Source organism: Ruminiclostridium cellobioparum subsp. termitidis CT1112 (genome assembly GCF_000350485.1).
GTDB lineage: Bacteria > Bacillota > Clostridia > Acetivibrionales > DSM-1351 > Ruminiclostridium > Ruminiclostridium termitidis.
This window is the reverse complement of sequence record NZ_AORV01000018.1, coordinates 58228-72508: the sequence shown is the minus strand read 5'-3', so window position 1 is coordinate 72508 and position 14281 is coordinate 58228. Positions and strand designations below refer to the sequence as shown.

Below are 14281 nucleotides of genomic sequence, written 5' to 3'. Positions count from 1 at the left end.
TATTTATCCTTACTTTATGCTTATGCTCGGAATTCAATCCATATACTATATATTGTGTATCGATTGAATTTTAAACACAACATATATATTATTGCATGTATTTTAAAAAAGTCAATAGGTGGAAATGAAGAAAAAATCATACACTGGGTGCTTATGACACAGCTGCCTTTTGGAAATTGTATAATGGTTCAATGATGTTGAATTTTTTCAGAACGGCCCGATCCTGCCGGAAGTTTTCTCAGCTTGCTTCGACCTTCAGGGTATTTATTCACATCTGTAAAAAAGACTGAGGATATGACAGCAGTAATGGGAATTGTCAGTAAAATACTCAAACTGCCTACAAGTGACTGCAGGAACTCAAATATTAATTCCTCCTTGTTCACCAGACTCAACAAAGAATAATTGGAGCCCGCATAAATCAGAACAACAATCAGTGAACTGCCGATATAGGCAAGTATGAGCGTATTTGTCATTGTGCCCATTATATCCCTGCCTATGGAGATTCCTGACTTTAAAAGAGACATTGCAGTGGCATTTGTCTTACTTGACTTGATTTCATATAAGGAGGTGGTTATTGACATTGAGACATCCATGATTGCCCCCATTGCACCTATGGTGATCATTGAAAATATAATGGCTTTAACATCCAGATCTTTAATACCGAATATATTTCCCAGCATATAGGTTTCATCATTGATATATCCTGTCAGCTTCATCCAGCTGTCCATTAAAAATGTGATTATCACTGAAAACACCACCCCTGTGAGACAGCTTATGGCTGCTACCATGCTTTTCCTGTTATAGCCGTAGACAATTATAAAAGTGGTGATAATAATATACAGACATATGATGCAGGATGAAAAGTAAATATTATAACCTCTGCCGATAGCCGGTATGAATACAAAAAATATTGACAGGCATGTCATAGCAAGTGCAAGGATTGTTTTTATTCCTTTTATTCCACCCAACACTATTACCAATGCTGCAAAAACAACTCCTAAAATAACGATTTTATCAAAACGGTAATAATACTGAAAAATCAAATCGTCATCCATGGGCAGCAGCACCACCTTGTCTCCGGGGGAGACTTGTGCAACATTCTTATCTGTATCATCCAGAATTTGTGTTCCAATTACTAAATTGTTATTATAGTTTTTATCCCCGAATATTTCTGCTTTAAAATATATTTTCTGGCTGGAGGGATCGGATGTGTCTTTTATTATTTTATCAATGGTTTTCACCTCTGCAAAAACCAGGTAATTCAATTCTTCCTCTCTTTCATAGTTAATTCCCTTATTATACTGATTATGGCATACATATCTGTTTCCATAATAAATAAACAGTATGGATAAAAATATAAAAATCAAATAAGCAACGGTTTTTAAAAAGCTTTTCATACTGATCTCCTTTGTATTTTTAAGAAACTTTTTATTAACATATGAATTTGTTATTTTTTTATAGTACTTATATTTGTTTTCAGAAATTATTTCCTCAATTTTTTGAAAATATATAATCAACATTGTTTATTAAACTAATTCTCAATTTATACCAAGCCCAGCAGCCTTGCCGCATTGGCAACAGCAAAGCATACTATAATACCGGCTGCGGTGGGTATGGCAAAGGAGGCCAGTGTCCACCTCCAGCTCCGGCTTTCCTTCCGTATGGTCCATAGGGTTGTACCGCAGGGAAAGTGCATAAGAGAAAACAGCATTACACAGACGCCGGTAAGCCAGGTCCAACCATTGGCAACAAAAAGCTGTTTCAGGTCGGATAACTGCTCGAGCTCCAGCATGGAACCCGAGGCCATATAGCTCATTATGAGGATGGGTATGACTATTTCGTTGGCCGGCAGGCCAAGTACAAAGGCCATCAGTATATATCCGTCCATTCCCAGCAGCCTGGCGAAGGGGTCAAGAAAAACGGCGGCGTGTGACAGGAGGCTCAAATCTCCTATACTAATGTTAGCCATCAGCCATATGACCAGGCCTGCAGGCGCCGCAATGACAACCGCACGGCCCAGAACAAAAAGAGTCCTGTCCAGTATGGATCGTACGATAATACGTCCCACCTGCGGCTTCCGGTATGGAGGCAGTTCCAGCGTAAAGGAGGAGGGAAGGCCTTTCAGTATGGTTTTCGATAATATCCTGGATACAAGCAGGGTCATAAATATTCCTATCAAAACAACTCCTGTAAGAGCCAATGTGGAAGCCACCGATTCAAAAGCGCCCCCGAATGTCCCGCCTATAAAAATAGTACCTATGGCTATAAGGGTGGGAAACCGGCCGTTACAGGGTACGAATACATTTGTGATGATGGCTATTAATCTTTCCCTGGGAGAATCAATAATTCTGCAGCCTATTACACCGGCGGCATTACAGCCAAATCCCATGCACATGGTCAAAGCCTGCTTTCCATGCGCACATGCTTTTTTAAAGAAATTATCAAGATTAAAAGCAACTCGGGGCAGGTAACCCAAATCCTCCAAAAGAGTGAACAGGGGAAAGAATATAGCCATGGGAGGCAGCATAACGGATACAACCCAGGCAAGCGTCCGGTATATACCAAGGACCAGAATCCCATGCAGCCAATCTGGCGAACCTGCCCACATAAAGAATTCGGTGAGCTTTGCCTCAATCCGGAAAAACATGTCCGAAAGCAGTCCCGAGGGCACATTTGCACCTGCTATGGTGATCCAGAATATAATGGCCAGCATACCCAGCATGATGGGAATGCCAAAAATTCTTGATGTGAGAATACGGTCTATATTTCTGTCGGTACGGTTGTATTGCTTATTTTCAAAAGTAACCGACTCGCTGCTTATTTCTTCTGCAGTGCCTACAAGCCTGGATACAATTTTATCCCTTAACCGGTCCGTTCCGATGCCGTTTTCAGTCATGTATTTTCTTGCCTCCGCAAGCAGCTCCTGTAATTCCGAATTTTCCATCAGGTCAAAACCAAGATATTCGTCCAATGTTTTCAGCAGGGTTGTATCTCCGTCCAGCAGCTTGAATGCTACCCAGCGGTTGTTTATTTTACCGTCAACCAGTTCCCATATTTTAGGCTGGATCATACTTACAGCTTCTTCAATTACTGCGTCATAAGTAATTTGAATGGGGTTTGTGGCCATGCGCCTGTTTGCCACATCGTATACCGCATCCATCAATTCATCAAGGCCTTTATTGCTTCGGGCATTAGTAGGTATGACAGGTACACCCAGGAGCTTTGAAAGCCTGTCATATTTAATGTGGATTTTCTTCCTTTTTGCTTCATCAATAAGGTTTACACATACTACAACCCTATCGGTTATCTCCAGTGTTTGCAATATCAGATTCAGGTTTCTCTCAAGACAGGTGGCATCTGCTACAACAACTGTTGCATCGGGCATTCCAAAGCAGACAAAATCCCTGGCAATCTCTTCTTCGGCCGAATTTGCCATTAAGGAATATGTACCGGGAATGTCCACCATTATGAAATTTTTATCTTTATGCCTGTATTTTCCCTGTGCATTGGTAACTGTTTTTCCCGGCCAGTTGCCCGTATGCTGGTTAAGACCGGTCAGGCTGTTAAACACAGTGCTTTTTCCGACATTGGGATTACCTGCAAGGGCAATCACTTTATCATCAGGATGTGTACGGCTGATGTAAATTTCACTTGCCAGTACATCTGTCAGTATCCCCGTCCCTGTGGATTGGCTTGTTAAACCCATTGAATTAACCTCCTCATTTATATTTTTGAAAAATATTTTAGCCACGGGCAGAGTTTTAGCCGCCCGTGGAAAAATTAAACCGCAGGTCTGACTAGAGAGCTTCGATAAATATTTGTGATGCTTCCTCAGAGCGAAGAGCTATGACAGCCCCTCTTATATGATAGGCCACAGGATCACCGGACGGACTTTTTTGAAGCGCTTCAACTTCGGTATCTGCAATCAGTCCCAAATCCAACATCCTTCTGCGGATGGTTCCTTCCGACGTAAGTACTTTTACTTTACCTTTTTTTCCTAAAGGCAGGGAATTTAACTGAATATATTTTTCTCCCATAACTGAACCTCCAATACTTGATTATGTATATGGTTTATATAATCTCCGTTAGCTGTGAACAAAAAAGTTTCCCTACACTAACTTATGTATTATGAATTTAAAGAGTTACAATTCAAATTAAAAAATATATAACAATGCTTAAAAAATATTTTCTTGAAATATTGAAAGAAATAATTTATATTAATATATATGCTGATGGGAATCATTCGCATTTATTAACATTCATAATCAAACAGAGCATATGCACCATATTACATATTGTCCGTACAGGCTGTCATAGAATAGTAAAAGCAGCTGTTGTCCCGATTAGTGAGATCAACGTTCGCAGGAGGTAATAATGAAGACAAAAGTAGATATTATATCGGGCTTTTTAGGTTCAGGAAAAACTACACTGATAAAAAAGCTTATGGCAGAAAAACTGCATGATGAAAAGCTGGTAATCATTGAAAACGAGTTCGGAGAAATTGGAATAGACGGAAGTATACTAAAAGAATCGGGAATAGAAGTTAAGGAAATAAACTCCGGGTGTATATGTTGTACCCTGGTTGGTGATTTCGGAAAATCCATCGAGGAAGTCCTGCATAAGTACAAGCCTGACAGAATAATCATCGAACCTTCGGGTGTCGGCAAACTGTCGGATATTTTAAAGGCCTGTGACAGCTTGAGCTCAAAAGACCTGTTAACTATAAATATGGTGATCACAGTAGTCGATATCCTTAAATATAAAATGTATATCCTGAATTTCGGAGAATTTTATGAGAATCAGATAAAGCATGCAAAAACAATTATTCTCAGCCGTTCACAGAAGGCTGAGGCTGATAAGCTTGTGAAATTTACAGGTGAGATCGGTAAATTGAATCCCAAAGCAAATATAATTACCACTCCCTGGGAAGAACTCAATGCCGGGCAGATTATATCGGCCGCCGAGCAGAATGGGTCAGCAGCACTGGAACAGCAAATAAAAAAGGTTGTCCTGAAAAGACATGTTCACCCGGAAGGCTGTAAATGCGGCTGTAAAGGAACACAGCATACCCATCATAATGCGGACGAATTCTTTGAAGTATGGGGAGCCGAAACACCTGAAACATATGATGCTGCCACTTTGAAAAAAATACTGGAGAGCCTGGGCAGCACCGGACGCTACGGCAATATTTTAAGAGCAAAGGGAATTATTCAATCGGACAGGAGTAAATGGGTGCAATTCGATTATGTCCCCGGAGAGTTTGAAATAAAGGACTCGGGGGCCGACTACACGGGAAGATTGTGTGTCATCGGAAGGGAACTGAACAGGAAGGAACTAGACAGCCTTTTCAATATCAATACATAAGCGGAGATAATCATGAAAACTCAACTGTACATTATAACTGGTTTTTTGGGTTCAGGTAAAACTACATATATAAACGGTCTGCTGGACAACCTGAATTTATCCGATGAAAAAGTTGTCATAATCCAGTGTGAACAGGGAGAATCGGAAATTGACAATGCTTTTGAATGCAATAGCAATGTACATATAATCAAATGGGAAAGAACAAAAAAATCAGTACTTAAATTAATTGAAGATATTCTTAAAAAATACCGGCCTCACAGCATAATAATCGAGCATAACGGCACGGAAAGTACCGAAAAGCTGCTGGAGGATCTGCAGAAACCGGTAATACAAAAAAATTGTGTCATACATAATATTGTGCATACCATTGATGCCCAGACTTTTGAAGTTTTCATCGATAATATGGGAGCAATCCTGACAGAACAGATTGCCAGCTCAGATGTGATTGTTGTAAATAATTCATCGGATTTTACCAAAAGCCGGCTTAAGGCTATGGAAAAGCTCCTGAAAACTGTCAATCCCGCCGCCAAAATTGCAAGAACCGTCGGTGATACCGGATCAGGCGCCCCAGAAGGAAACGAAGGATTATATATTGAAAAACAGACTAAGCAGCTAAAGCTCTCAGATGTGGCATTCTTTACATTCTGCATGCTTGTGCTTTGTTATTTGTCGATATCGGTTCTGAAGGCTGTCAACTTTGAATTGATAAATATTAACCTTTCAAGGTTTCAAGCACTGAATACCATATTTATAAGCATACTCATCCAGGCTTTTCCCTTTATATTGTTCGGTGTAATAGTATCCTCTGTAATCCAGGTTTTGGTATCAAATGAAACAATTGTCAAACTGTTTCCTAAGAAAATGGGACTGGGTTTTGTTGCAGCAATTTTTGCGGGTTTACTTTTTCCGGTGTGCGACTGTGCTGTTGTCCCTGTTGCAGCAAGACTTGAGAAAAAAGGGGTTCCGGTCCCTACCGTTGTGGCCTTTATGCTGGCAGCTCCTCTTATGAGTCCGCTTTCCATAGCATCCACCTTTTATGCATTTCCCGGGCAGCCATCGGTCGCAATTTACAGAGTTATTCTTGGAATTATTATTTCAGTAATAGTGGGGCTGACCTTCTGGATTTTTCCCGAAGAAAAACAAATAACCTTAAACAGGCTTGCTGCAGTTAACTGCAAATGCGGCTACTGCAACACCGGGATTTCCAATAAACCCGCTTCGAAAATTGAGGCTGTATTCAAGCATGCCGGCTCGGAATTTTTTGAAGTGGGACGTTTTATTATCGTGGGGGCATTTTTATCAAGTCTTGTTCAAACCTTTCTGCCCAAGGATATACTATTAAAGATAGGCGGAGGGGCGGCAGCTTCGATAATCATTATGCTGCTTTCGGCATTTGTACTGTCGGTCTGCTCCACCTCGGATGCCTTTATTGCCAGAACCTTTGTCAACCAGTTTCCCATGGCATCGGTCATGGGTTTTATGGTATTGGGGCCAATGATAGATATTAAAAATGTTTTAATGCTTCTTGGCAATTTTAAAAAAAGATTTGTAGCCAAGCTTGTTTTTCTGATATTCAGTTTTACATTTATAATCCTGTCATTTTTTTCAATAGTGTTCTTCGGTTTATGACGGCCAATTAACCTCCTTTATTCGCCTTACAGCGGATAAGGGAGTGAAGAGATTTCATTACAGTTTTGTGGCCGCGCTGCGGCTCAAAGCCATAATAATGGCTTGGGAGGTTAATATGCTAATAGTCAGATCAAATAAAATAAATATTGAAGCACTTTTTAAATTGGTAATTCTGCTGGGGTTTGCGTTTTTCTTTTCAATGATTATCGCAACGGGGAAAGCGCTGTTATACGTAAATCCACGTATAATTCCATATGTTAAATTCGGTATTGCTGCACTGGTGGTAATTGCCCTTTTTTATATACCCGATGTCTTAAAGCCCCAACGAAAGGCCAATATCGGTATTTACCTATTCTTTCTGATACCGCTGGTATCGGCATTTGTCATCCAGGCAAAACCTCTGGACACAAAATCAATAGCCCTGGGCGATGTTAATTTATCCCAGCAAGCCGGTACCGGTAAAAATGTAAACAATGCTTCAAACGCGGCCGCTGCCGGCACCGATAGTACATGGCAGGCCCAGGATACAAGCATTCCTTTAACACAGGAGCAGCCGGACGATGATGCATATTCATCCCAATTAAAGCTGGATGGCGACACCATAGTTATGGATGACAATAATTTTGTCAAATGGCTGCAGGAGCTTTATGACAATAAGCAAAAGTACCAGGGAAAGAAGATTCAGGTCATAGGCTTTGTGTTAAAAGGCAAGGAGCTTTCCAAAAACGAATTTTATCCGGCCCGGCTGATGATGGCCTGCTGTACTGCCGATTTGCAGCCTGTCGGCTTGCTGTGCAGGTATAAAAATGCACCGGAATTAAAACAGGACAGCTGGGTGAAGGTTGAGGGAACTATTAAAATCATCGATTATAAAGGGGAGCAGACTGCAATAATAATCGCAGATAATGTTTCCAATGCCCAAAAACCTGAATACGACTATGTATACCCCTATTGACAGTATCTCCTGTTGACAGCACCCCCGATTGACAATGATTCGCAGGGATGATAACATTAAAAAGTAGTTAGTTATTGCTAACCACAGGGTAGCCGCTGGAATTTCAGTGTATGCCAAGGGGATGAAAATACAGGGAGGTCAATATGAGTATCCTTACCAGGGAAAAAGATTACTACAGTTCGGAAATATCACTGGTATCCCAATCCGGGGATTGCTCGGTATACAAAATGTCAGGTGATTACGGAGACGGCATAATGACCTGTTATCAGGTTTTTCCGGGCGTAGAACTCATATATAACGATTTTCATACCGACGACTGTTTTCATAATACACACACCTGCGAAGACATAATGGAAATCAATCACTGCAGGCAGGGCCGCTTTGAATGCGATTTCTGCGACGGTTCCTGCGTCTATCTGGAGGAAGGGGACCTTTCGGTAAATATGCTGGGAGTCAAGGCAAGAAATTCCTGCTTTCCCCTGGAGCACTACCATGGCGTTTCAGTGGTCATAGAGCTTCCCGAGGCAGCCCGTTCAATTTCACGAGTCTTAAGCGACATCTCCATTGATCTGTACGACCTGCGTGACAGGTTGTGTGCCAATAACCGGTGTTTTATAATGCGGGCCACCGATACGGTGGAGCATATTTTTTCAGAGCTGTATAAAGTACCAGATCAGATAAAAAAAGGATATTTCAAGCTAAAGGTGCTGGAGCTGCTGTTATTTCTCAGCGTTGTGGACGTGTCTGACATTCTTGAACGGCGCCGGTATTTTCAAAAAAGTCAGGTTGACAGCATAAAAGCAATTAAAGAATATATGATATCAAATCTTGAATACCATTATACATTGGAGGAGCTGTCCGTCCGCTTTGATATTCCCCTGACGGCAATGAAGCTGTGCTTTAAGGGGGTATATGGAACCTCCGTCTATGCCTTTATCCGTTCCTACAGGATGCAAGCCGCTGCCTCAATGCTGCGCCGGAGCGGAGAGAGCATATCCTCAATTGCAGGAAAAGTGGGATATGTAAATTCCAGCAAATTTGCAGCCGCATTTAAGGAAGTCATCGGAATGAGTCCTTTGGAATACAGAAACAACACTGCAAGCTGATTTTTGTCTTTTTGGAGTATATTTGACCCAACCGGAGCAGAGAAAATGAAGCGCAGGATTTATAATATATGGTGGTTAGCATGTGCTAACCACCATATATTTTCGAAAGGAGTACTTTATGGAACAACATAAAAAGCAAAAAACAGGCCTGTCACGTCTTTTTCAAATAGCGGGCAAAAAAAAAGGCCTGCTGATAATTTCAGGAATATTGTCATCAATCAGTGCAGCCTGCATGCTGGTTCCATTTTTATCAGTTTACAGGATACTTGAAGAGCTTTTGAAGAATGCGGGAAATCTCTCTGCAGTCAACAGGGACTATATGATACATTGGGGATGGATAGCCTTTCTGGGCCTCATCGGAGGCCTGCTGATTCTATATGCTTCCATTATATTTTCCCATGTTGCAGCCTTCAGGATTTTATACGGCATAAAAATGGGTCTGGCAAGACATATAGGCAAGCTTCCCCTTGGATTTTTAAACAATACGGCAACTGGTACAGTCAAAAAGAATCTTGAGCAGGATGTGGACAGGGTGGAGCTGTTTGTGGCACATACCATTCCCGATCTGGTTAACGCAGCTGCAACGGTTGTCATAATGTTTATAATATTCTTCAGATTGAACGGCTGGATGGCTCTTACAGTTATTATTGCATTTTTTCTCGGAACAGGCCTGCAGATGACCATGATGTTTGGAAAGAAAGCACAGGGGACTATGAAGGCATATTTTGATTCTCTCGAAAGGATACATGCTTCTGCCATACAGTATGTCAGGGGTATTCCCGTTGTAAAGATTTTCGGACAGACAGTTCATTCCTTCAAGCGTTTCAATGATGATTTGTATGAATATAGAAACTGGGCAGTGAATTATTGCGATAAATTTGAAAACGGCATGGCTGTTTTCACGGTGGTTTTAAATTCCTTTCTGACCTTCATACTGCCGGTGGGGCTTCTGACACTCAGTAAAGATCCCGGCAACATGGCATTTGCGCTGGTCTACCTTTTCTTTATCATCATGGTACCCGGTGCGTCGGCACCGCTTTACAAGTTTACAATGCTGGCCTCCGGAACAAGAGAAATATTCGAGGGAGTGAGCCGTCTGGATGCCATTTACAGCCAGGAGCCCATAAAGGAAGCGTCTTCTCCCAAAAGACCCCGGGGTCATGACATCATGTTTGAAAATGTGAGCTTTGCCTATGAGAACAAGGCAGAGACAACACGGGTAGAAGCTTTGTCAAATATCAGCTTTACGGCAAAAGCGGGACAGATCACGGCTCTTGTAGGGCCTTCCGGAGGCGGTAAATCCACTGTTGCGAATCTTATTCCCAGGTTCTGGGATGTAACCGAGGGTGAGATCAAAATCGGCGGTGTAAATATAAAGGATATTCCCACTGAAGAGTTAATGAACACCGTATCCTTTGTTTTTCAGGATACCTTCCTGTTTTATGATACATTATTTGAAAATATCAGAGTAGGAAATCCAAATGCCACTGACGAGCAGGTATACGCAGCAGCCAGAGCCGCCCAGTGCCACGAGTTCATTCAGAGTCTTCCCGACGGTTATAACACCCTGATAGGAGAAGGCGGAGTATTTCTTTCAGGCGGTGAGGAACAGCGTGTTTCAGTAGCAAGAGCAATATTAAAAAATGCACCCATTCTCGTATTGGATGAAGCCACGGCTTTTGCCGATCCGGAAAATGAATATAAAATGCAGATAGCTCTTAAAGAGCTTATCAAGGATAAAACAGTAATTATGATAGCTCACAGGCTCTCTTCTATTAAAAATGCAAACCAGATAATAGTCCTGGAGAACGGCAGGATCAACCAGACGGGTGTTCATTCCGAACTGGTGGAAAAGGACGGTCTTTACAGGCGCATGTGGAATGCCTATAACAGCGCCTATGAGTGGTCATTAAACATCGGAGGTGTCAAGGCATGAAAATATTCCGTAATATTACCGTAGGACAGCCCGGAAAATTAATAAAGCCCATAGGTTTCACACTCCTGTCCAATATTGTGAACGTAATCCCTTTTATGCTTTCAATAGAAACAGTAAGAATAATTTTCGATTCGTTTGCTTATCCCGAGAAAGGCCTTGATACGGTCAGGCTCTGGATAATTATCGGTACACTTTTCGCATATATGATAATTATGTTCTTTGCCGAAAAACCTGCCTACCGCCACAGTTACCGGGATGCCTACGACATTTCGGCCTCAGGCAGGGCAAATCTTGCCGAGCATCTCAGAAAGCTGCCGCTGGGATACATAACCTCACGTGACCCCGGCGATCTCGCAAATATGATGATGGGGGACTTTACACTGGTTGAGACAGGAGTATCCCATATAGTCCCGCAGCTTTTCGGTGCACTTGTCATGCCGGTACTGGCATTCGTTTCACTGCTTTTTATCAATTGGCAGATGTCTTTGGCAATGTTTATTGCCCTGCCTGCGGCAATAGTGATTCTCTGGCTCAATACCAAGGTCAACAAGCGTATGGCCGACAGGCAGATGAAGTCAAAGCTGGATGCAGGAAACCGTTTGCAGGAATATCTTCTGGGAATCCGCGTAATGAAGGCCTATAACATGATAGGTGAAAAGTTTGAACGTCTCGAAGCTTCCTTCCGCAAACAGATGAAAGAGAGTATCCGTTTTGAAGCGCTGTCCGGTCCCGTTCTGCTTTTGACAATTACCTTGATCCGCGCAGGGCTCACTCTGATGATACTGACCGGTTCCTATCTTCTGATAGGCGGAGAACTTGATCTGCTGACCTTTGTAATGTTTCTCGTAATCGGTTCACGTGTATACGATCCTCTCAGCTCGGCTCTTATGAAATTTGCAGAACTCCGCTATGACGAGAGGGCCGGTGAAAGGATTCTCAACCTGATGAACGAGCCTGAAATGGGAGGGACAAACTTTCCCAAGGGAGGCACCGATATTGTTTTTCAGAATGTCTCTTTCGGGTATGGCGAAAAAGATGTCCTCCACAATGTGTCACTTGCCATGAAGCAGGGGACAATGACAGCTCTGGTCGGTCCGTCGGGCAGCGGTAAAAGTACTGTGCTCAAGCTTTGCGCAAGATTTTATGATCCCGGCAGCGGAAAAGTCACCTTTGGAGGTGTTGACGAAGCTTCCATGGACCCTGAAAGGCTGATGCAGAAAATATCCATGGTATTCCAGGATGTCTATCTGTTTCAGGATACCATAGGCAATAATATCCGGTTCGGCAAGGAGAATGCCTCCCAGGAGGAGGTCATTGCCGCCGCCAGGAAAGCCTGCTGCTACGATTTCATAATGAAGCTGCCGAAAGGCTTTGACACAATGGTGGGGGAAGGGGGCTGCACTCTGTCCGGAGGAGAGAAGCAGCGTATTTCCATAGCCCGTGCCATGCTGAAAAATGCTCCGGTCATCCTTCTGGACGAGGCAACCGCTTCACTGGATCCCGAAAACGAAGTGGAGGTCCAGAAGGCAATAGGAGAACTGATTGCAGGCAGGACAGTCATTGTTATTGCCCACAGATTAAAAACCATTAAAAACGCAGACCATATTATTGTAATGGACGCTGGAAGAGTATCGGAGGAAGGTACCTTTGAAACATTAATTGAGAAAAGCGGTCTGTTTAAGAAATTATGGACAATTCAGTCCCAGTCGGTGGGATGGGAAATTTAACAATATTTATATAATTAATATACATTTATTGTCTCATCGGAGTAGTTTTATCCGAATGGAGTGGATTTTTAAAACGGTTTCTGATAAATTATTCATGATTAAATAAAAGCGCCAGGCCGGCGCTTTTATTTAAAAATATAGTTAGCCACTGCTAACTCACAATAAGGAGACAAAATATGGACAAGAAATTGAACGCAAAAGATCTCATTAACATAGGAATTTTCACCGCTATTTATTTTGTCGTGTTTTTTGCGACCGGAATGACAGGCTATATACCGGTTATGCTGCTTGCACTGCCGTTTTTATGCCCTCTTGCAGCGGGAATTCCCTTTATGCTTTTTCTCACCCGGGTACGGAAGTTCGGCATGGTATCCATTATGGGCATCATCCTCAGCCTGTTGATGATGCTTACCGGCCATCCCTGGGTATGCCTGCTGACGGGTATATTTTTCTCCCTGGCAGGCGATCTGATCATGAAATCGGGAGGCTACCGAAAGTGGATATCCCTATGCGCCGGATATGCCGTATTCAGCCAGTGGATAGTGGGTCTTATGATTCCTTTATTTATTATGCGCGATACATATTTTGCTTCTATAAGAAGCGGATACGGAGATACCTATGCCGATACCCTGATGGCAATTACTCCTGCCTGGCTGTTGGGTGTATTTATTGTGCTTGCTGCCGCCGGAGCCATTCTCGGAGCATACCTTGGGAAAGCAGCCCTTAAAAAGCATTTTAAAAGGGCGGGAATCGTCTGATGGATACTGCTGCCCCGGGTAAAAATACAGCCGCCCGCATTCCCCTTGATCCCAGAACCAAACTGGTCATGCTTTTGGCAGTAAACATCGTTCTGCTGGGCGGAGGCTTTAGCGGTATTTCGGTAATTATCCGTCCCATGCTGGCATTTCTTCCGTTTATCCTGCTGCTTTCGGAGAAAAAATATGGAAAATCGGTAATGTATTTCATTTTTATAGGAGCCGCCCTGTCCTGTGAAGGTTTTCTCGTGGGAAGAACGCAAGGCCTTTTAAACCTCCTTCTGGTGATATTCTCGGGATTAAATACCCGTTTTGTACCCGGCCTGGTCATGGGTTACTATGTAGTTAGCACCACAAAAATAGCTGAATTTATTGCAGCCATGGAGCGGCTTCATTTGCCTCAAAGCATCATCATCCCTTTTTCAGTGATGCTCCGTTTTTTTCCCACTGTCAGGGCAGAAAATTCAGCCATAAGCGATGCCATGCGCATGAGGGGCATTCAAGCGGGAGGGAAAAGACCGGGAGCCTTGCTGGAATACCGGTTGGTTCCTCTGCTGATGTGTACCGTCAAAATTGGTGAAGAGCTTTCAGCGGCGGCTTTGACCAGGGGACTGGGCAAACCTGTCAAACGGACAAATATATGCAGTATAGGCTTTGGAGCTGCTGACTGTTTCTTTCTTGTTGTTACAACCTGTGCTCTGCTTCTCTGGGCTGTATTTTAAATTGGCTGGACGGGCAATTACAATTGATATCACCATAAATTGAACTGGCATAACGCGTAAAATTAATAATGAAAGGCTGATTATACT

At 42.7% G+C, this 14281-nt stretch carries 11 protein-coding genes; 8 read left to right on the top strand and 3 right to left on the bottom strand.

The window, feature by feature from the left end; genetic code table 11:
* Nucleotides 1–188 precede the first annotated feature (188 nt).
* From CTER_RS03905 to CTER_RS03895, 3 genes are all read right to left on the bottom strand, one after another.
* Nucleotides 189–1397: a YibE/F family protein gene (locus tag CTER_RS03905; RefSeq protein WP_004623821.1), complete on the bottom strand. Its 1209-nt coding sequence runs from the start codon at nt 1395–1397 to the stop codon at nt 189–191.
* Nucleotides 1398–1543: 146 nt separating this feature from the next.
* Entirely contained in the window at nt 1544–3706 is a 2163-nt protein-coding gene (feoB, locus tag CTER_RS03900; RefSeq protein ID WP_004623786.1) for a ferrous iron transport protein B, read from the bottom strand.
* Between the two features lie 91 nt (nt 3707–3797).
* Entirely contained in the window at nt 3798–4037 is a 240-nt protein-coding gene (locus CTER_RS03895; protein ID WP_004623788.1) for a FeoA family protein, read from the bottom strand.
* Between the two features lie 337 nt (nt 4038–4374).
* Between CTER_RS03895 and CTER_RS03890 the strand changes: the two genes are divergently transcribed.
* The 8 genes from CTER_RS03890 to CTER_RS03855 all read left to right on the top strand — a co-directional run bounded on the left by CTER_RS03890 (nt 4375) and on the right by CTER_RS03855 (nt 14194).
* A complete protein-coding gene (locus tag CTER_RS03890; RefSeq protein ID WP_004623779.1) occupies nt 4375–5364 on the top strand; it encodes a CobW family GTP-binding protein in 990 nt (329 codons plus the stop codon).
* Between the two features lie 12 nt (nt 5365–5376).
* The gene (locus CTER_RS03885; protein WP_004623804.1) at nt 5377–6993 is read left to right on the top strand and encodes a permease; all 1617 of its coding nucleotides are present in this window, start codon (nt 5377–5379) and stop codon (nt 6991–6993) included.
* 115 nt (nt 6994–7108) lie between these two features.
* Entirely contained in the window at nt 7109–7948 is an 840-nt protein-coding gene (locus tag CTER_RS03880) for a TIGR03943 family putative permease subunit (protein ID WP_004623829.1), read from the top strand.
* A gap of 143 nt (nt 7949–8091) precedes the next feature.
* The gene (locus CTER_RS03875; RefSeq protein WP_004623845.1) at nt 8092–9054 is read left to right on the top strand and encodes a helix-turn-helix domain-containing protein; all 963 of its coding nucleotides are present in this window, start codon (nt 8092–8094) and stop codon (nt 9052–9054) included.
* Between the two features lie 118 nt (nt 9055–9172).
* On the top strand, nt 9173–10990 hold the full coding sequence (locus tag CTER_RS03870) for an ABC transporter ATP-binding protein (RefSeq protein ID WP_004623854.1): 1818 nt from the start codon (nt 9173–9175) through the stop codon (nt 10988–10990).
* Entirely contained in the window at nt 10987–12717 is a 1731-nt protein-coding gene (locus CTER_RS03865) for an ABC transporter ATP-binding protein (protein WP_004623780.1), read from the top strand. The genes CTER_RS03870 and CTER_RS03865 overlap by 4 nt, the downstream gene beginning before the upstream one ends.
* Nucleotides 12718–12893: 176 nt before the next feature.
* A complete protein-coding gene (locus CTER_RS03860; RefSeq protein ID WP_004623794.1) occupies nt 12894–13475 on the top strand; it encodes an MptD family putative ECF transporter S component in 582 nt (193 codons plus the stop codon).
* Nucleotides 13475–14194, top strand: a complete 720-nt coding sequence (locus CTER_RS03855; protein ID WP_004623775.1) for an energy-coupling factor transporter transmembrane component T — start codon at nt 13475–13477, stop codon at nt 14192–14194. The genes CTER_RS03860 and CTER_RS03855 overlap by 1 nt, the downstream gene beginning before the upstream one ends.
* Nucleotides 14195–14281: the final 87 nt, after the last annotated feature.

What these genes read in the sequence shown, in the direction of transcription:
- CTER_RS03905 (WP_004623821.1), bottom strand. Translation starts at nt 1,397, where the DNA reads ATGAAAAGCTTTTTAAAAACCGTTGCTTATTTGATTTTTATATTTTTA.
- feoB (WP_004623786.1), bottom strand. Translation starts at nt 3,706, where the DNA reads ATGGGTTTAACAAGCCAATCCACAGGGACGGGGATACTGACAGATGTA.
- CTER_RS03895 (WP_004623788.1), bottom strand. Translation starts at nt 4,037, where the DNA reads ATGGGAGAAAAATATATTCAGTTAAATTCCCTGCCTTTAGGAAAAAAA.
- CTER_RS03890 (WP_004623779.1), top strand. Translation starts at nt 4,375, where the DNA reads ATGAAGACAAAAGTAGATATTATATCGGGCTTTTTAGGTTCAGGAAAA.
- CTER_RS03885 (WP_004623804.1), top strand. Translation starts at nt 5,377, where the DNA reads ATGAAAACTCAACTGTACATTATAACTGGTTTTTTGGGTTCAGGTAAA.
- CTER_RS03880 (WP_004623829.1), top strand. Translation starts at nt 7,109, where the DNA reads ATGCTAATAGTCAGATCAAATAAAATAAATATTGAAGCACTTTTTAAA.
- CTER_RS03875 (WP_004623845.1), top strand. Translation starts at nt 8,092, where the DNA reads ATGAGTATCCTTACCAGGGAAAAAGATTACTACAGTTCGGAAATATCA.
- CTER_RS03870 (WP_004623854.1), top strand. Translation starts at nt 9,173, where the DNA reads ATGGAACAACATAAAAAGCAAAAAACAGGCCTGTCACGTCTTTTTCAA.
- CTER_RS03865 (WP_004623780.1), top strand. Translation starts at nt 10,987, where the DNA reads ATGAAAATATTCCGTAATATTACCGTAGGACAGCCCGGAAAATTAATA.
- CTER_RS03860 (WP_004623794.1), top strand. Translation starts at nt 12,894, where the DNA reads ATGGACAAGAAATTGAACGCAAAAGATCTCATTAACATAGGAATTTTC.
- CTER_RS03855 (WP_004623775.1), top strand. Translation starts at nt 13,475, where the DNA reads ATGGATACTGCTGCCCCGGGTAAAAATACAGCCGCCCGCATTCCCCTT.